This is a genomic window from Hungatella hominis (assembly GCF_014288005.1).
In the GTDB taxonomy this organism is placed as follows: Bacteria; Bacillota; Clostridia; order Lachnospirales; family Lachnospiraceae; genus Hungatella; species Hungatella effluvii.
Window position 1 is genome coordinate 99,725 of sequence record NZ_JACOPB010000017.1, and the last position, 19,698, is coordinate 119,422.

General features: G+C 49.7%; 13 protein-coding genes. 5 read left to right on the plus strand and 8 right to left on the minus strand.

Going from position 1 to position 19,698, the window contains the following annotated elements; genetic code table 11:
* Nucleotides 1-14 precede the first annotated feature (14 nt).
* Nucleotides 15-1,340 carry a helix-turn-helix domain-containing protein gene (locus H8S75_RS25800; protein ID WP_187023974.1) on the minus strand — a complete coding sequence of 442 codons (1,326 nt, stop codon included), beginning with the start codon at nt 1,338-1,340 and terminating at the stop codon, nt 15-17.
* A gap of 169 nt (nt 1,341-1,509) precedes the next feature.
* On the opposite strand from H8S75_RS25800, the gene H8S75_RS25805 reads away from it, so the two are divergent.
* Together H8S75_RS25805 and H8S75_RS25810 are read left to right on the plus strand one after the other, a co-directional pair.
* A complete protein-coding gene (locus H8S75_RS25805) occupies nt 1,510-2,700 on the plus strand; it encodes a M20 metallopeptidase family protein (protein ID WP_187023975.1) in 1,191 nt (396 codons plus the stop codon).
* Nucleotides 2,701-3,969, plus strand: coding sequence for an MFS transporter (locus H8S75_RS25810; RefSeq protein WP_187023976.1), 1,269 nt, complete (start codon nt 2,701-2,703; stop codon nt 3,967-3,969).
* A 118-nt stretch (nt 3,970-4,087) separates the two neighbouring features.
* Here H8S75_RS25810 and H8S75_RS32850 read toward each other — a convergent pair whose 3' ends face one another.
* From H8S75_RS32850 to H8S75_RS25850, 7 genes are all read right to left on the minus strand, one after another.
* Nucleotides 4,088-4,636, minus strand: a complete 549-nt coding sequence (locus tag H8S75_RS32850) for a DUF6144 family protein (RefSeq protein ID WP_243270461.1) — start codon at nt 4,634-4,636, stop codon at nt 4,088-4,090.
* A 137-nt stretch (nt 4,637-4,773) separates the two neighbouring features.
* A complete protein-coding gene (locus tag H8S75_RS25825; RefSeq protein WP_187023977.1) occupies nt 4,774-6,114 on the minus strand; it encodes a uracil-xanthine permease family protein in 1,341 nt (446 codons plus the stop codon).
* 69 nt (nt 6,115-6,183) lie between these two features.
* Complete coding sequence (gene arcC / locus H8S75_RS25830; protein ID WP_187023978.1) at nt 6,184-7,128, minus strand: carbamate kinase; 945 nt, start codon at nt 7,126-7,128, stop codon at nt 6,184-6,186.
* A gap of 91 nt (nt 7,129-7,219) precedes the next feature.
* Nucleotides 7,220-8,413 (minus strand): knotted carbamoyltransferase YgeW, encoded by a 1,194-nt coding sequence (ygeW, locus tag H8S75_RS25835; protein ID WP_055659345.1) that lies wholly within the window; start codon nt 8,411-8,413, stop codon nt 7,220-7,222.
* Nucleotides 8,414-8,605: 192 nt separating this feature from the next.
* Nucleotides 8,606-9,919 carry a YgeY family selenium metabolism-linked hydrolase gene (locus H8S75_RS25840; protein WP_187023979.1) on the minus strand — a complete coding sequence of 438 codons (1,314 nt, stop codon included), beginning with the start codon at nt 9,917-9,919 and terminating at the stop codon, nt 8,606-8,608.
* Between the two features lie 46 nt (nt 9,920-9,965).
* Nucleotides 9,966-11,171, minus strand: coding sequence for a diaminopropionate ammonia-lyase (dpaL, locus tag H8S75_RS25845; protein ID WP_187023980.1), 1,206 nt, complete (start codon nt 11,169-11,171; stop codon nt 9,966-9,968).
* Nucleotides 11,172-11,231: 60 nt separating this feature from the next.
* Entirely contained in the window at nt 11,232-11,879 is a 648-nt protein-coding gene (locus H8S75_RS25850; protein ID WP_187023981.1) for a helix-turn-helix transcriptional regulator, read from the minus strand.
* A 325-nt stretch (nt 11,880-12,204) separates the two neighbouring features.
* Between H8S75_RS25850 and ssnA the strand changes: the two genes are divergently transcribed.
* The 3 genes from ssnA (at nt 12,205) to xdh (ending at nt 19,631) form a co-directional block, all read left to right on the plus strand.
* A complete protein-coding gene (gene ssnA / locus H8S75_RS25855; protein ID WP_187023982.1) occupies nt 12,205-13,539 on the plus strand; it encodes a putative aminohydrolase SsnA in 1,335 nt (444 codons plus the stop codon).
* A gap of 516 nt (nt 13,540-14,055) precedes the next feature.
* Nucleotides 14,056-17,046, plus strand: coding sequence for a putative selenate reductase subunit YgfK (gene ygfK, locus H8S75_RS25860; protein WP_187024001.1), 2,991 nt, complete (start codon nt 14,056-14,058; stop codon nt 17,044-17,046).
* Between the two features lie 17 nt (nt 17,047-17,063).
* Complete coding sequence (gene xdh, locus H8S75_RS25865; RefSeq protein WP_187023983.1) at nt 17,064-19,631, plus strand: selenium-dependent xanthine dehydrogenase; 2,568 nt, start codon at nt 17,064-17,066, stop codon at nt 19,629-19,631.
* Nucleotides 19,632-19,698: the final 67 nt, after the last annotated feature.

Below are 19,698 nucleotides of genomic sequence, written 5' to 3' on the forward strand. Positions count from 1 at the left end.
TTAGAAGAAATGTTCTAAAGTTCGATACGGTAGACCCGGGTGGGACGTCCGCGCAGCGGCGCCTTCTTTTCTCCGACTACCTCCGCATAGCCTGCGGACAGAAGATGATTGACGAAACGGTTTGCATTGGCTACAGTGACCTGCAGGGTGCCTGCCAGGTCCTGCGTTGTGATGTCAGAATCTCCCTGGAGATTTATTGCAGAACGTATACGCTGCAGCGTCATCACGGACAGTCCTGTATCCTGAGACGCTTTTTTCAGCTTTTCGGAAACCTCCTCTTCGGCAGGAACGCCGGCATCTTCCAACGCTCTTGGCACACTGCCTGAGCAGCCGATCACATAGCTTTTTCCGCTTTTCACTGAGAGATTGTATGCCTCTAAAGCGTGGGTGCGGGCGCTCATGACGTCGCGGCCGATACCGTATCCTACGGACAGCTCCATTCCCAGCCTTCCAAGCATGTAGGTGCAGAGCCGGCACTGGGTGAAGTTATCGGTGATCCTCTGAAGCGTACGTCTGGTCGTGTAGAGTTCAAATCCTCCCAGGGCCTTTTTCATCATCAGTCCAGTCGTATATTCCTGATCGAAGTCCAACAGACACTTCTGAAGCTCAATGCTCTCCGGAATGATGTCCTCCGCGGAAGCAGACTGCATGGAGGGGCTGGTTAAATAGACGACGCCAGGCAGATTATCGTTCATCTGCATCAGGCTCAGCTCATCCTGTAAGTGAACCAGCGAATCGATCACATTATCCGGCGTGGGATACGCGAATTTACACGGGATGCCGTTATCCTTTAAAAATGCGTAGGCATAGCTGTGACGGCAGATGATAAGATCAAAGGCGCCGTCTGCCCACCGTGCCTTAGCATTTTCCACAATGATGCGGTCCACGTCCAGAAGCTCTTCGAGAGAAAAGCGGGCCAGAAATTCCATGCGCTTTTTATCGTCGAACCGCGCGCTGCCCTTTGCATAATCGAGGGCTGTAATGACCTCAAGCCCGGGAATCCAGAGAGAGTGGTCAAATACAATCCTGGAAAGATCACAGGTACGGTCTTCATATAGAAGATGAAACAGGATCTGATAGAATTCGGCGGGCGATTCGGAAATGCTGACGAAGGGCTTCTCTGCCGCGCCGTGTGTCCGCAGGATTGCTTCTCTCGCAAATGCTCCCGTCGTGCAGAATGCGTCATACTGATTCTGAATCTCTGCAAAAACCTTTGGCAGATCCTGAAAGGAAGGACATACTACGTAATCTAATTCATAATTCAATTCGATATTTTTCATAATTCCGCGGATGTAGTCACAGTGTTCCGCGGAAGAAATTAAGGCTGCTTTACAGCTCATGATTGATCACCACCTTGACCGCTTTATTATATCAGGCGGAGATTTTAAACGCAAGGATATTTATTCAATCATCATAATAAAATAATAAATATTAAAAATATTTACTTGACATTTAATAAATAATATGCATAATAAATATTAAAATATTGAATAAATGGAGGGGAAGAAAATGTCTTATATGGATAGAGCGAAAGAACTCGCTCCCGTTATTGTGAAAGACAGAAGAGTGCTGCATTCAAAGCCGGAAGTGGGGATGAATCAGGAGCATACGGTGGATTACGTGTATAACCGGCTGAAAGAGATGGGGTATGAGCCGCAGAGAATGGGCGGCGGCGTATGCGCGTTGGCAGGCATTCCGGGAAAGACGCTGCTTCTGCGGGCCGATATGGATGCGCTGCCCATGGAAGAGGAGAGCGGGCTGCCGTTTGCATCACAGAATCCGGGAGCAGCCCACTGCTGCGGCCATGACTTACATACTGCCATGCTGCTGGGAGCCGCACAGATCTTAAAGGAGCACGAGGACGAGTTAAAAGGTACGGTAAAACTTATGTTCCAGCCAGGGGAAGAGACCTTATGCGGGGCGCGGGCCATGATTGATGCCGGAATTCTTGAGAATCCCGGCGTGGACGCGGCGCTGGCATTTCATGTGAATTCCGGGGTTCCGGCAGGCGCTGTTCTGGCATTTCAGGGACCGACGGCCGCTTCCAGCGATTCCTTCACTATCACGGTGACGGGGAAAGGCTGCCACGGAAGCCGTCCTGATGAAGGCGTTGATCCGATCGCCATTGCATGTCATATCCATACTGCTCTTCAGGAACTTCAGGCGCGTGAGCTGAAGGCAGGAGAGATTGGAGTCATGACCATCGGCAGCATTCATGGAGGAACTACCTTCAACGTGATTCCGGAAGAGGTGAAGATGCAGGGAACCATCAGAACTTTCGACAATGAGGTCAGAGAGAAGCTGCGCGCCAGAATGCAGGAAATCTGTGAAGGCGTTGCTGGCGCGTTCCGGGGCAGTGCAAAGGTCAGCTTTGAGCCGGCCTACGCTGTGCCCATGGTCTGTGACAGGGAACTGGCTGCAGAGATAAAGGACAGTCTTTGTCAGCTGTTTTCAGAGAAACAGGTTCGTTTTGTAGACAAATCTTTCCCCGGATCGGAAGATTTCTCGTTCATTGCACAGCAGGTTCCGGCGTCATTCCTTGTGCTGGGGGCAAGAATCGAGGAAAAAGAGGTGTACGGCCAGCACCATCCAAAGGTACAGTTTAATGAAAAATGTCTGCCTGTCGGTGCGGCGGCGTATGCGTATGCCGCTGTCAGCTGGCTGGAGAAACAGAGCAGAAAGACACAGGAGGAAGGGTAAATGGAAAATCAGGCTTCGAAGAAAAAGATTCATTACGCATGGTATATTTTAGTGGTTTGTTTTTTGATGAACATGACGGTGCATGTGCTGGTGATGCAGGTCGCCTCTCTCTATATGGTGCCCATGTATCAGGAACTGGAGGTTCCCCGTGTTATGCTTTCACTGCAGAGCGTTCTCATGGCGGTCGGAGCGGTGCTGACTGCTCCGTTCTGGGGAAAGATGTATAAGAAGTACGACGCCAGAGTCGTATTGACAATCTGTACCGCCATGACGGCGCTCTGCACCATCGGCCGCGGTTTCATGCCGAACATGGTATCTATTCTGGTTCTGGCGGCCGTAAAGGGCGTCTTCTTCACTGGAAATACAGTACTGCCAAACTCCATCCTGCTGACGGCCTGGTTTAAAAAACGCCGCGGATTTGCAGTCAGCACGGCTTCTCTCGGAATCAGCGTCGGCGGCGTTATATTCAGCCCGATCGTGGAACGCCTGATTTCCAGCATGGGATGGCGTATGTCGGACAAAATTGTAGGCCTTATTATGCTGGCTGTCATGATTCCGTGTACTATCTTCATCGTGCGTTCCACACCGGCGGACAAGAATCTCCAGCCACTGGGCGCTGACGAGCCGGTAGGGGAACAGGCCGCGGCAAAGAAGCCGGCGCCGGTCGGTTTTACTCTGGCGGAAGCACGCAGAAGTCCTGCTTTCTATATCTTTATGCTTTCCATATTTGCGATGACCTTTGCAACAGGCGCCGCATTACAGCTGCCGGCGTATTTAACTGATATCGGGTATGGAAGCGCAGTTGCCGCTAAAGTACTGTCCGCTTACATGGCGGTGGCTATTGGCGGTAAGCTTTTACTGGGATATATTATAGACCGGTTCGGTGAAAAAATCGGAAGCATTTATATCTGTGTCGTCGGGGTACTGGCCTTCCTGTGCTTCATTATGGCGGGCAATAAGACGTTCATCTACTTACTGATCGTTCTCTATGGACTGGCCTCCGGTATAACATCGGTTCTCCCGGCTCTGCTGACCAGTAAAATATTCGGAACCAGGGACTATGGCCCGATTTACGGAACGGTGGTTTCCGTCAACCGGTTCGGCGGAGTGATCGGTACGGTTTTAGTATCGCTCCTCTTTGATATCACAGGCGATTACAGCATCATCTGGCCTCTGTGCGCAATATGCATGGCCGCTACCCTTGTGGCGATTGTGTACTGCATGAACGATTCGGAAAAAAAGATGAAGGCTGCGAAAACAGCCGTTTAATTGAGAAAAATAATTGAAAACAGCGGTACGCCGGACGGAAACCAGCCAACTATTATACGGTGGGGCTTCCATTCGGCGTATCGTTATTTACATATCATAGGAAAGCGCGCCTGTGATATTAAAAGACAGGGTCATGGAGAATGATTTTCATAAGGCATATGCTATCGCCCATTTTTATACTTTTCAGTAATTCCACGTCAGCCTTACAGGCAAACGCTCGTTCAAAAAGGATTTTGCTGTACCCTGTCGTACACTGGCACCATGTATTTGTCTCTAACCTATCCACCTCCGCAAGCATGGGACAGGGACAGTAATGAAATTGCAGAAACAGTTCGCCGTGAACCGGTATGGACTGTTTAAATATCGTGGGGGAGGTATGAAGGCGCTTTTTAAATACCGTGCTGTAATTGGATGAACTGTATCCATAATCTAAGCCGATATCTGTAATTGCTTTCTTTGGATTCAATTTCATATCGACAGCACTCTGGTCCACCTTACAGCGTTTGATAAACGAGTAAACACTTTCACCGGTTTCTTCCTTGAATATCCGGCTGAAATGGTATTTTGACAGAAAGAAATGAGCTGCTACGGTATCAAGCGATAAATCCTCATCCAAATGCTGTATGATATAGTCAATGCTTTGATTGATAAGTTTTTTTCTATCCATATGTCTCCGGTCTTTGTTTCAATCACATGGGGGGATGGTGTGTTTGCCTTCGTAAAACTGCTTTCATACTGCGTGTTTCAGTGACGAAAACCCCCTGTGCCATTTACTGGTCACAGGGGGGGCTGATATCAATGATTTTATTTCTGGTTCGCTTTTTTCCCTTCTCTCGGAAGGATAATATTCAGCAGGACCGCCACGATGGTAGCGACTACGACCGGTGAACGGCCGAAGATGGTGACTACCCAGCTGGGGAATGTGGAAAGTGCTGCGGTGGCCTGGGAGATACCCATGCCGAGCGCTGCGGCAAGTCCTACGATAGAAGAGTTGCGGTAAGTCATCTCTTCTGACATAACGAGCTTCATACCGGTCATGGCGATAGAAGCAAAAACCGATACGGTTGCGCCGCCCAGAACACATTGGGGAATGGTGGTGAGCAATGCGGAGAACTTCGGAATTAAACCGGCTGCAAGGAGAATGACAGCGGTAAGACCCAGGACACAGCGGTTGACAACCTTTGTCGTCGTAACGATACCGACGTTCTGGCTGTAGGTTGCGGTGGGGAGGCCGCCGAGCAGGGCGCCGAGAATATTGGTGACGCCGTAGCCCATGATGCCGCCCTGAAGTTCCTTATCGGTTGGTTCACGGTCGATAGAACCGCTGGTAGTTGCCGTAAAGTCGCCGATCGCCTGTATGGAGTTGATGGCGAACAGGATTGCAATGGCAATACAGGAAGACGGTTCAAACATGATTCCAAAATGAAGAGGCTGGGGAACCTGGAAGGCTGCCGCGGAACCGATGCTGGCGAAATCGACCATGCCAAAGAAGAGTGAGACAACATAGCCGACGATGATGCCGATCAGGATCGAAGCGAGCTTAAAGATTCCTTTGCCGAAATGGTTCAGTATAGTAACCACGGCAAGTGTTAAAAATGCTATCGCCCAGTTCTGCCAGGAACCGTATGTAGGGCTGGAGGTACCTCCGGCCATGTAATTGATTGCCGTCGGATATAAGGATAAGCCGATGGTGAAGACCACGGTACCCGTAATAAGCGGCGGGAAAAACTTACGGATCTGCATGACAAAAGCACCCACAATGAAGGCGACAACGCCGCCGACGATCTGAGCGCCTAAAATAGCAGGAACGCCGTAGTCCGCTGCGATCGACTGCATGCTGGGCACGTAAGCGAAGCTGATGCCCATGATAACCGGCAGAGCGGCTCCGAGATGGATCCCGTTCTTTTTACCGATGGGGAAAAGCTGCAGTAATGTGGAAAGTGCGGATACGACAAGAGCAGCCTGGATTAAGATAACCCGGTCTGCGGTGGAAAGGTTTGCAACGTTGGATACAATAATGGCTGGAGTAACGCAGCCAACGATCATGGCTACCACGTGCTGAAGTGCTAACGGCAGTGCCTGGGAGAATTTTGGGATGCCGTCCAACTGAAATATAGAAGCGTATTCTTTACTTGACTGTTTCATAGAGAGAGTTCCTCCTTAGGTTATTGGAAGTACTCCGGGAAACCGGATCGCGGTTTCCCGGCAGAAAATTTACTGATGAATGCGAGTACCGGTTTTCCCCAGGATTCCCTCTTTTGCTTTTTCAAGCAGAGTGATGAGTGCGTTGCGCCCATCTTTGGAATCTGCGAATTTCACAGCAGCCTGCACTTTCGGAAGCATGGAGCCCGGCGCAAAATGGCCTTCGTCCATATACTTTCTGGCATCGTCTGTTGTGATATCGTCCAACCATTTCTCTTCCGGTTTTCCGAAGTTGATAGCGACCTTTTCTACTGCGGTTAAGATGATTAAGAAATCAGCGTCCAGTTCTTCCGCCAGCAGTTCACTTGCAAAGTCTTTGTCAATTACGGCGCTTGCGCCTTTTAAATGGTTTCCGATTAAAGTAACCGGGATACCGCCTCCGCCGCAGGCGATGACCAGCTGTCCGGAGTCCACGAGGGAGCGGATCGCACCGATCTCAATGATTTCGGCGGGCTTTGGAGATGCAACGACACGGCGGTAGCCGCGGCCTGCGTCTTCCTTCATGATATATCCGTACTTTTCTTCCGCAATCTTAGCCTGTTCCTCTGTCATGAAATGGCCGATCGGTTTGGAAGGTGCGTTAAATGCAGGATCCTCCGCATCTACACGGATCTGTGTGATCATGGTAGTGACCGGAATATCCGTTAGTTTTCTGTTTAACAGCTCTTCTCTCAGTGCGTTCTGCAGGTCATAGCCGATGTAAGCCTGGCTCATGGCAACACAGACGGAGAGAGGAGTATTAGGCTGAGACGGATCTTCACGGCTCAGCGCGCTCATAGCGTTGTTGATCATGCCGACCTGAGGTCCGTTGCCGTGTGCAACGACGACCTCGCAGCCTTCCTCGATCAGGTCTACGATCGCTTTCGCGGTGATTTTAACTGCCGTCATCTGTTCTGGCAGTGTGTTGCCTAAGGCGTTGCCGCCCAGGGCAATGACAATTCTTTTCTTCTTATCCATTGAATAAACCCTCCACCGGTTTTATATAAAATCCAAAAAAGGACGCACCTGCTACTCGCTGGCAGCGGGTGCGCCCGGATTCATATTCTTCTTATTTGAATACGCGTGGCGTGTTTCTTTCTTCCAGCTTCTTTAAGATTTCCTGTGGATTCTCAAACTTGGCAAGGAAGATCATAGCGGCGATTACGTATGGCTTGAAGCTTGCTTCTTTGTATAACGGATCGCGGTAACGATCGAATACGGAAGCTTCTACTTCACCATCTACACAGCTTACGTCGTTGATATCAGCCGGTAAGCAGTGTAAGTACAGGGCCTTGCCATCCTTTGTAGTCTTCATAAGCTCTTCTGTACAGCACCAGTCTTTGTGGTCTGCGTTCTGAGCCAGTAATTCTTTCTCCAGAGCTTTGATGCCTTCTGTATCGCCTTCGCCGTAAAGGTTCGTTCTCTTTTCCATTGCTGCGAATGGAGCCCAGCTCTTCGGGTAAACGATGTCAGCGTCTTTAAATGCGTCAGCCATGTCGTGAGATACACGGAAGGAACCGCCGGACTTCTCTGCGTTCTTTCTGGCAACTTCCTCAACCTCCGGCATTACTTCGTAGCCTTCCGGATGAGCCAGAACAACTTCCATGCCCATACGTGTCATCAGACCGATTACACCCTGAGGAACGGATAATGGCTTTCCGTAGGAAGGAGAGTAAGCCCATGTCATAGCCAGTTTTTTGCCCTTTAAGTTCTCAAGGCCGCCGAACTCATGGATAATATGTAACATATCAGCCATACACTGTGTCGGATGGTCGATATCGCACTGTAAGTTTACTAAGGTTGGCTTCTGCTCTAAGATTCCGTCCTTGTGGCCCTGTGTTACAGAGTCAACAACTTCGTGCATATAAGCGTTGCCCTTGCCGATGTACATGTCATCACGGATACCGATCACGTCAGCCATGAAGGAGATCATGTTGGCTGTTTCACGAACGGTCTCGCCGTGAGCAACCTGAGACTTGCCCTCATCTAAGTCCTGAACTTCCAGGCCGAGTAAGTTACATGCGGAAGCGAAGGAGAAACGGGTACGTGTGGAGTTGTCACGGAATAAGGAGATTCCGAGGCCGCTCTCGAATACCTTTGTGGAAATGTTGTTTTCTCTCATGAAACGGAGAGCGTCAGCTACGGTCCAGACAGCTTCCAGTTCTTCGTCTGTCTTTTCCCATGTTAAGAAGAAATCATTGTTGTACATTTCCTTGAAATTTAAAGCGTTTAACTTGTCGATGTAATCCTGTAAGGTTTTCATATTGGTATAAAGCCTCCTGAAATAAATGTAATGTTATTTGGTATCTATCCTGCATGCTGTCCAGCCCGTCATAGATTTGGGGAAGGAATGAGGGCCGACGGCAAGAGTGATTGTTTTAGGGGTGGCTGCAGGTTTTAAGGAGACCTGCAGCCGGCATATATGGTTACAAAATGGCAACTGATTGGCTAAGTATTATTTCTCGCAGTAGATAGAAGGCAGCGCTGCGTAAACTGCTGCACATGTTACTAAATCCTGCTTCCATGTCTTCTCGTTCGGAGCGTGAGCCTGAGCCTCTGCGCCAGGTCCGAAGCCGATACAAGGAATTCCGTTGCGTCCCATGATGGAAACGCCGTTGGTGGAGAATGTCCATTTGTCTGTCAATGGACGGGCAGTTCTCATGGCAAGTGTTTCTTCTGCGCCGATACGGGTATCGCCGTATAAGTTCTTGTAAGCTTCTTCCAGAGATGCGGTTACTTTGTGATCCTCCGGAATAACCCAGGTCGGGAAGTAGCACTCGATCGGATAGGTAAGTCCTTTATAGGAAGGACGGGAATATTCATACATGGATACGGTTACGTCTCCGCCGTACTTCTTTACACTCGGTAAGTTACGGATTTCCTCTAAGCAGCTTTCCCAGGTCTCACCGGCTGTCATACGACGGTCTAAGGATACCGCGCAGGAGTCAGCAACCGCACAGCGGCTCGGTGATGTGAAGAAGATTTCGGAAACAGTGACAGTGCCGCGGCCTAAGAAGTTTGCTTCTTTCCATTCTGCGTTGTAGCTCTCGTCTAACATCTTAACGAGACCTTTTACTTCTTTGTCATCGGCTGCGTCGTTTTCATTTAAGGCACGTACATCCTGAAGGATATCGGCCATCTTGTAGATCGCGTTGTCACCGCGCTCCGGAGCGGAGCCGTGACAGGAAACACCCTTTACGTCTACACGGATTTCCATACGTCCTCTCTGGCCGCGGTAGATTCCGCCGTCAGTAGGCTCTGTGGATACAACGAATTCCGGACGAACCTTATCTTCGTTGATGATGTACTGCCAGCAGAGACCGTCACAGTCCTCTTCCTGAACAGTACCGGTTACCAGAACGGTGTATTTGTCGCTTAAAAGTCCTAAATCCTTCATGATTCTGGCTCCGTAAACGGCTGATACAATACCGCCGCACTGATCGGAAACGCCGCGGCCGCCGATTTCGGTGTCATTCTCGTAGCCTTCGTATGGATCGAAGTTCCAGTTGTTCTTGTTGCCGATACCAACAGTATCGATATGAGCGTCAAAACCGATTAAGGTTGCGCCGGTTCCCATGTAACCAAGAACGTTGCCCATATCATCGATAACAACCTTGTCAAATTCAAGCTTTCTCATCTCTTCTGCGATGCGGTCGATATGAGCTTTCTCGTCACAGCTCTCGCCTGGGAATTTTACGATGTCTCTTAAAAATCTGGTCATGTCAGCTTCGTAATTTTTTGCTGCCTCTTTGATTTTTGCGTAATCCATGATTTTAATACCCTCCGTTTTTTATTTTATAATGAAGTTCAATTGCCTAACGTTCTTTTCCTTCCCAAACGATCGCTTTGTAGCGTTCCGGGTCGGTGTCGCCCTCCGTAGAGAAGAGGAGAACTTTTGAATCCTGATTCAGTCCTAAATGCTCTCTTAAATCCTTGTACTCATCCATGGTCATGATGCAGGCCAGAATACCGAATGGAGCTGCACCGGACTCACCGGACGTGACTGATACGTCTCCCTTAATCGGAGCTGCCAGCATTCTCATGCCTTTTGCTGCTGCCCAGTCAGGAGCAGAGACGAAGGTGTCAACGTGGTTCTTTAAGATATCCCAGGAGATAGTGTTCGGCTCGCCGCAGGCTAAACCTGCCATGATGGTCTGCATATCGCCGTCCACGATCTGAATGCCGCCGTCGCCGGCTTTCGCACCCTTGTAGAGACAGGCTGCAACATCAGCTTCCACAACGACAACCTTTGGCGGGTTTTCCGGATAACGATTTGCGAAGTAGCCCTGTACAGCTCCGGCAAGAGAACCAACGCCTGCCTGAACGAATACGTGAGTCGGTCTGTCGCATCCGTATTCCTCTAACTGTTCGCCGGCTTCCATCGCCATGGTTCCGTATCCCTGCATGATCCATGCCGGAATCTCTTCGTAGCCGTCCCATGCGGTATCCTGTACGACAACGCCGTGCTCTGTCTTAGAAGCGGCATCGGCTGCCATGCGGACACATTCGTCGTAGTTGACTTCCTCGATGGTAACGTCAGCGCCTTCCGCCTTAATATTATTGAAACGGGTGATGGTGGAGCCCTTTGGCATGAAGACAACTGCCTTCTGTCCTAACCGGTTAGCCGCCCATGCAACACCTCGTCCATGGTTTCCGTCTGTGGCTGTAAAGAAGGTAGCCTGGCCGAATTCCTCGCGGAGTGCTTCGGAAGTCAGAACACTGTATGGAAGATCGGAGACGTCTTTACCTGTCTGCTGTGCTATGTACTTCGCAATCGCGAAGGAACCGCCCAAAACTTTGAAAGCGTTTAAACCGAAGCGGTAGGATTCGTCCTTCACATAAACCTGGCCGAGTCCTAAATATTCAGCCATATGGTCGAGCTTTGCAAGCGGTGTTTTGCTGTACTGCGGGAAGCTCTCATGGAATTTCCTTGCCTTTCCGATTTCTTCCAGCGCCATGACAGGTAAATTCTTGTCATCTGTCTTCGGCATGGTGTTAACCACCCATTCGATTGGATTCATGATGTTTGATTCTCCTTCTTATTTTAATAATAAATTTAAAATGGAAATTTTATTGAAAACTTATTTATTCTCTTTTCCGGCATCCATGTAGCTGTAAAGCGTGAACTTGGATATTCCGAAAAAGTTGGAAACCTTGTCGCCGGATTTTGTAATCAGGAATGCCCCGGCATCGTTTAAATACTGAATCGCTGTGATCTTGTCATCCTTGCTCATCAGTGCCACCGGTTTGCCGACCAGCTGTACGGACTGTTCGATGAGCGTATCTAAAAGGTCGTTGACGTTGTGCGTGATCTTTCTTGGCTGCCGGTCTTCACTGGACATCTCCGCGGTGGAGATGAGAGAGCGGATCGAGTTGTCAACAGTGAGCAATCCTGTGATGTCATAATTTAAGGAAAAGATATAATCAATGGTACCGTCCTTTCCTCTTATATACATGGTACTGGATTTTAAAATCCTTCCGTCATCTGTCTTCGTTAAATAAGACAGCCGGTCTTTTAAGCATTCAGGATTCCGGTTCAGCGTTTCAAGAACGATTTCCGAAGGTCCGTCTCCCAGTTTTCGGTTGCTTACGTGACCGTTTTCGATATAGACGATGGAGCTTTCTATATCCTGCTTTTTTAAGTCGTGGATGACTACCTCACAGGCGTTTCCAAAATGGGATGCCACACCGTGTGCAATCTGAGTCAGTTGTTCGAGCTTTGAATCCATCTTGTAACCCCCCTTACTTGAATTCTTATACTCCCATCATAACATAAAAAAATGAAAAATCAATACTTTTTCTAAAAATTTTTTAGGCAAACTAATTTTTTTTGTATTTTCATCTTGCATTTCTTACTTTTAGATGATACACTGTACCTATAAAGATATTTATGGTACAAACTGCATAAAAATGATGAGAAGGAAAAAGTTCTCAGGGACAATATGCAAGAACAACGCACGGGAGGCGGGGAAGGTCCCATGTGCACACTGTATACTCAAAATTTTTAAGATTTTGACGAAAAATTAGGAAAAAGAGAGAAAAGGAGATGGAGACATGCTGATTATCGGTAATGGAAGAATGATCACAAGAAACCCGGAGGCTCCGTTTTTGGAAGATGGAGCAGTGGCGATGGATGGATCCACTATTATGAAAGTAGGAACGACAAAAGAGATAAAAGAAGCATATCCCGATGCAGAATATATCGACGCCAAAGGCGGCGTCATCATGCCGGCGTTTATCAACGCGCATGAGCACATTTACAGCGCATTTGCAAGAGGCTTAAGCATCAATGGCTACGATCCCCACGGTTTCCTGGATATCCTGGACGGAATGTGGTGGACGATCGACCGCAATTTAACACTGGAGGAGACAAGGCTTTCCGCCATGGCAACCTATATCGATTCCATTAAGAATGGTATTACCACCACCTTCGATCACCATGCAAGCTTCGGCCACATACGCGATTCCCTGTTTAAAATAGAAGAAGCGGCTAAAGAGACCGGCGTTCGCTCCTGCTTATGTTATGAGATTTCTGACCGTGACGGCATGGATAAGGCCAGGGAAGCGGTAATGGAGAACGCGGCATTTATCAAACACGCGCTGGCGGACGACAGCGACATGATCGCCGGAATGATGGGTATGCACGCCCAGTTCACAATCTCCGACGAGACCATGGCCCTGGCGGCAGCCAACAAGCCGGATGAAGTCGGCTACCACATTCACGTGGCCGAAGGCATCGAAGACCTTCACGACTGCTTAAAGAAATACGGCAAGCGCATCGTAGACCGTCTTATGGACTGCAATATCCTTGGCCCGAAGACACTGCTTGGCCACTGTATTTACGTAAATCCTCACGAGATGGAATTAATTAAGGAAACAGATACCATGGTCGTACATAATCCGGAATCCAACATGGGCAACGCCTGCGGATGTCCTCCAACCATGGAGATCGTTCACAGAGGAATCTTAACCGGTCTCGGCACCGACGGATACACACATGACATGACGGAATCCTACAAGGTTGCCAACGTACTTCACAAACACCATCTCTGCGATCCAAACGCCGCCTGGGGCGAGGTTCCGCAGATGCTGTTCGAAGGAAACGCAAAAATAGCCAACCGTTACTTTAAGAAGCCTCTCGGCGTATTAAAAGAAGGCGCCGCCGCCGATGTCATCGTAACCGATTACATTCCGCTGACCCCGATGAACGCAGGCAACGTAAACAGCCATATTCTTTTCGGCATGACTGGCAGAAGCGTGACAACGACAGTCGGAAACGGAAAAGTCCTGATGAAAGACAGAATTCTTACGAATATTGATGAAGAGAAAGTCATGGCTGACTGCAGGCAGGCGGCAAAGGAACTGGCTGACCGCATCAATAGTAGATAGGGAAATTTTGATGAGGGAGTTGGGGGTGGGCTGGCGGTTACGTCCTTTCTGCGGGAGACGAAATTTTATATAAATCTAAAGCATGATTTAATAAAATTTGTTCCCGCAGAAAGGACTGTGTACGGGCAGGCTGAATACTCCCTCGCAAAAGTTGCTGGTGGAATAGAGGGGCTGGCCGATGGGATTGGCGGAATAAATGCAGAAAATGCAGGTAGAAGATTCCAGAGAGAAAGTCTTTTGTTTGATGTAAAATGAAGGCAGCAATTGTAATTTTAAAGAGATATCTAAATAGCAATCACAATACCAATAAAGCAGAAAGAAAATATTAGAAAATTCACAGCGAGGTGTTTTCTTTTTTCAGCGGCAGCCAGGGAAGCAGCGGGTTTTGGAGGGAAACAAATTTTATTAAATCATGCTTTAGATTTATATAAAATTTCGTCTTCCCTCCAAAAACCGCGGACCCGGCAGCCAACAAATTCAAAAAAAGATAAACACCCGCGAATCAGGAGGTTAATGATGGGAGACAGAATGACACCAATGCCATTTCCGCAGTTAGTGGAGTGGGTAATGAAGGAACATGACGATAAGGGGACTGTGTTTGGGGTTTACAGACCTTATCAGGCGAAGGCGGAGAATGACAGGAAAATCTTTGGAAGGACTCTGGAGACTCCGGTTGGTCCGGCGGCGGGTCCTCATACCCAGCTGACCCAGAATATTGCAGCAGCTTACTATGCGGGAAGCCGGTTCTTTGAGCTTAAGACGGTTCAGATCATCGACGGCGAGGATCTTCCGGTGAGTAAGCCCTGTATCAAGGCTGATGATGAGTGCTATAACTGTGAGTGGTCAACGGAGCTTTACGTTCCGCAGGCACAGGAAGAGTACATAAAGGCATGGTTTTTACTGAGCGTTATGGCGAAAGAGTATGGACTCGGCGCCATGGACGGATTCCAGTTCAATATGAGCGTGGGATACGATCTGGAGGGAATCAAGTCTCCGAAGATTGATTTGTTTATCGAGTCCATGAAGGATGCAAAGGATACGGAGACTTATAAGAACTGCAGAGAGTATCTGCTGGAAAACGTCTCCATGTTTAAGCATGTGACGAAGGAGGATATTGAAGGGATTTCTTCTAATATCTGTAATTCCGTTACTCTTTCCACGCTGCATGGATGCCCGCCTCAGGAGATCGAGCGGATCGCTACGTATTTGATCGAGGTGAAGGGACTTCATACCTTTATCAAGTGCAATCCGACACTTCTGGGATATGAATTTGCAAGAAAGACCATGGATGAGATGGGATACGATTACGTCGCTTTCGGCGATTTCCATTTCCTCGATGATTTACAGTATAAAGACGCGATTCCGATGCTTCAGAGGCTGATGAAGCTGGCCGGAGAGAAGAATCTGGAGTTTGGCGTGAAGATCACCAATACGTTCCCGGTTGATGTGAAGCAGAATGAACTTCCAAGCGAAGAGATGTACATGTCAGGAAAATCGTTGTATCCGCTGTCTATTTCACTGGCTGCGAAGCTGGCGAAGGAATTTGACGGACAGTTAAGAATCTCTTACTCGGGCGGTGCTGATTACCATAATATCAAGAGCATTGTAGATGCGGGAATCTGGCCGGTAACGGTGGCTACCACTCTGTTAAAGCCGGGCGGATATCAGAGACTGGATCAGATGGCGAGTGAACTGGAATGCGGAAGCGTGGAGTTTGCCGGAGTGGATGCAGAGAAGGCCGCGAAGCTGGCGGAAGCTGCGATTACGGACGAACACCATGTAAAGGCAGTAAAGCCGCTTCCATCCAGAAAGATGAACAAACCGGTTCCGCTTACCGACTGCTATGTGGCGCCGTGTAAGGAAGGATGTCCGATCCACCAGGATGTGACCACGTATTTACAGCTTTCCGGAGCAGGCAGGTATGAGGAAGCCATGAAGGTGATTGCAGAGAAGAATCCGCTTCCATTTATTACGGGTACTATCTGTGCACATAACTGTATGAGCAAATGTAACCGTAACTTCTATGAGGATCCGGTCAATATCCGCGGCGTCAAGCTGGTGTGTGCGGAAGGCGGCTACGACGCCCTGATGAAGGAAATCAAGGCTGGGGAGTTAAAAGGAAAAAAGACTGCTGTTGTAGGCGGCGGCCCGGCTGGTCTGGCGGCTGCGTATTTCCTGACAAAGAACGGCTGTCCGGCGACGATCTATGAGGCGGGCGACAGCCTTGGCGGCGTAGTAAAGCACGTGATTCCGGGATTCCGTATTTCTGATGAAGCGATTGCAAAGGATGTGGCTCTGGCTACGGCTTACGGCGCTGAGGTGAAGCTGAACACGAGAGTGGAGAGTCTGGAAGACTTAAAGAAGGCCGGATATGACTACATCATTCTGGCGACTGGCGCTTCAACGCCGGGAGTTTTAAAACTGGAAGCAGGAGAGGCTATGAATGCACTCGATTTCCTGGCACAGTTTAAGGCCAACGACGGAAATGTAAATATCGGCAAAAATGTCGTTGTCATCGGCGGCGGAAATACCGCCATGGATACGGCCAGAGCCGTAAAGAAAACAAAAGGGGTGGAACACTCCTATCTGGTATACAGAAGAACGAAACGCTTCATGCCGGCCGACGAGGAAGAACTCGTAATGGCAGTGGAAGACGGCGTGGAGTTCAAAGAACTCTTATCTCCTGTGAAGCTGGAAAATGGAAAGCTGATCTGCAGTGTGATGAAGCTTTCTGATTACGATGCTTCCGGCAGAAGAGGCGTGTCCGAGACAGGTGAGACGGTGGAAATCCCGGCGGATACCGTGATTGCAGCTGTCGGCGAGCAGGTTCCGACCGATTTCTTAAAGGCCAACGGAATCAATGTGAACGACAGAGGAAGAGCCATGGTAAACGAGGAGACACTGGAGACCAGCGTATCCGGCGTTTATGCAATCGGTGACGGTTTATACGGACCAAAGACAGTTGTAGAAGCTATGCGTGACGCCAGAATGGCTGCGGAGGCAATCATCGGTGCAAAGGCGGCAAGAGACTTTGATGATACGGTGGAGGATCTTGGAAAACTCTATGACAGACGCGGAGTGCTGGCTGAAACGAAGGAATTTAAGGAAGACAGCACACGCTGCCTCGGCTGCTCCAATATCTGCGAGAACTGTGCAGAGGTATGTCCGAACCGTGCCAACATTGCGATCCATGTACCTGGAATGGCGAAACACCAGATTATCCATGTGGATTATATGTGTAATGAGTGCGGTAACTGTAAGAGCTTCTGTCCATACGACAGCGCTCCGTACTTAGATAAATTTACCCTGTTTGCCAATGAAGCGGACATGGAAAACAGTAAGAATCAGGGCTTTGTCGTCCTCGATCGGGCTGCAGTTTCCTGTAAGGTGCGCTATCTTGGAAACATGTATACCTGGAATGCCGCGGACAGCGACAGCGTAATTCCGGAAGGCTTGCGCAAAGTAATGGAAACTGTCTGCAAAGATTATGATTACCTATTAGCATAGGGAAAGCGGGTGAACTTATGTATACCTTACTGGTGAATGGAACGAACGTTACCGTGGAAGAGGACCGAATGCTGATCGATGTGCTGAGAAATGATCTGGGGCTTAAATCCGTTAAGGATGGCTGCAGCGAAGGCGCCTGTGGAACGTGTACGGTTCTGATTGATGGAAAGGCCACCAAGGCCTGTGTCCAGAAGGTTTCAAAGATGGAAGGAAAATCCATCGTAACAGTAGAAGGGCTCAGTGACAGAGAAAAAGAAGTATTTGTCTATGCCTTTGGAGAAGCGGGAGCCGTGCAGTGCGGCTTCTGCATCCCCGGCATGGTTATGTGTGCAAAGGGACTGATCGACCAGAATCCGGATCCAACCCGCGATGAGGCGGCCTTTGCAATCCGCGGCAATATCTGCCGCTGTACAGGATATAAGAAGATCATCGACGCGATTCTGCTTGCGGCAAAGCTGTTCCGTGAGGACGCGAAGGATTTAAAAGCCCCGGTGGTAGATCATATCGGACAGCGCGCGCATCGCGTGGATGTACCGGAAAAGGTGCTCGGTTACGGGGAGTACGTGGATGATATGGAAGTGGAGGGTATGATATACGGAAGTGCCATCCGCACACCGTATCCGAGGGCAAGGGTCCTGTCCATCGATAAATCCGAAGCGCTTGCGCTGCCGGGAGTCCGTGCGGTCCTAACCGCCGATGACGTTCCGGGAGGCAATAAAGTAGGTCATTTAAAGAAGGACTGGGACACCATGATCCCGGTGGGTGAGATCACCCGTTACGTGGGAGATGCGGTCTGCCTGGTGGCGGCCGATACGCCGGAGATTCTGGAAGAAGCCAAAAAGCTGGTGAAAATCGAATATGAGGAGCTGCCGGGTGTGTTCAGCCCGCAGGAAGCCTTAAAACCGGATGCGCCGCTGGTTCACGAGACAGGCAACGTGCTGGCTCATGAGCATCTGGTACGGGGCGACGCGAAGAAGGCTATCGAGAACTCCAAATATGTGGTGACAAAGGAATACTATACTCCTTTTACAGAGCATGCGTTCCTGGAACCGGAATGTTCCATCGCTATCGTAGATCGGGAGAAGGAAGAGGCTCTGATCTATTCGTCAGACCAGGGAACGTATGATACACAGCATGAATGTTCCGGAATGCTGGGCTGGGAGCGTTCTAAAGTCCATGTCATCAACAAGCTTGTAGGCGGCGGATTCGGCGGCAAGGAAGATATGTCGGTACAGCATCATGCTGCTCTTCTTGCTTACCATACAGGAAAACCGGTCAAGGTGAAGCTGACGAGAAAAGAAAGCATTATGATTCATCCGAAACGCCATCCGGCGTGGATGGAATTCACCACGGCCTGTGATGAAAACGGATATTTAACCGGTATGACGGCAAAGGTGATCACGGATACAGGCGCCTATGCTTCCCTGGGAGGACCTGTGTTACAGAGGCTCTGTACCCATGCGGCAGGCCCTTACAATTATCAGAATATCGATATCGACGGCACTGCCGTCTATACGAATAATCCGCCTGCGGGTGCGTTCCGCGGGTTCGGCGTAACCCAGAGCTGCTTTGCTACAGAGTGCAACTTAAACCTCCTGGCAGAGATGGTGGGGATTACCCCGTGGGAAATCCGCTACCGCAACGCCATACGGCCGGGTCAGGAACTTCCCAACGGTCAGATCGCCTCTCCGGGCACAGCCCTTGCAGAGACGCTGGAGGCGGTGAAAGAAATCTATGACAGCCACCCGTATGTGGGAATCGGCTGTGCCATGAAGAATGCCGGCGTCGGTGTCGGTCTCCCGGACTGGGGCCGCTGCCGTATGACCATCGAGGGCGGAAAGGTGCATGTCCGTTCTGGAGCTTCCTGTATCGGCCAGGGACTGGGAACCGTGCTGGAACAGGTGGTCTGTGAGGCGCTGGGTGTCACAGGAGACCGTGTGGTCTATGTGGCAGCTGAGACGAACCTGGCGCCCGATTCCGGTACGACCTCCGGTTCACGCCAGACCCTGGTGACAGGCGAGGCCGCCAGAAGAGCCTGTATGGATATTCTGGAAGATTTAAAGGGCGGAAAGACCCTGGAGGATTTAAATGGAAAAGAGTATTACGGCGAATACTTAGCCGCTACTGATCCTATGGGATGCGGCAAGAAGAATCCGGTATCCCACGTGGCCTACGGCTATGCGACCCAGGTGGTGTGCCTGAATGAAGACGGTACCATTGAAAAAGTGGTTGCGGCCCACGACGTCGGAAAAGCCATTAATCCGCTGTCCGTAGAAGGGCAGATCGAGGGCGGCGTAGTGATGTCCCTGGGATACGCCCTGACAGAGGATTTCCCACTGGATCACGGAAAACCTCTGGCTAAGTTTGGTACGCTCGGCTTATTCCGCGCGGATAAGACTCCGCCGGTTGAGAGCATCATTGTAGAAGAAAACAAGGATCCGCTGGCATACGGAGCAGTGGGAATCGGAGAAATCACCTCCATCCCAACGGCGCCGGCAGTCCAGGGCGCCTACTACAAATTCGACGGAAAATTCCGTACTACACTGCCTCTGGAAGATACTGCATACAGAAAGAGTAAAAAGTAAAAAGCAAAACCTTGATAAGGGCGCAGAGGGCCGGGCAGTATGGTCCTGCGCCCTTAAAGTAAAAATA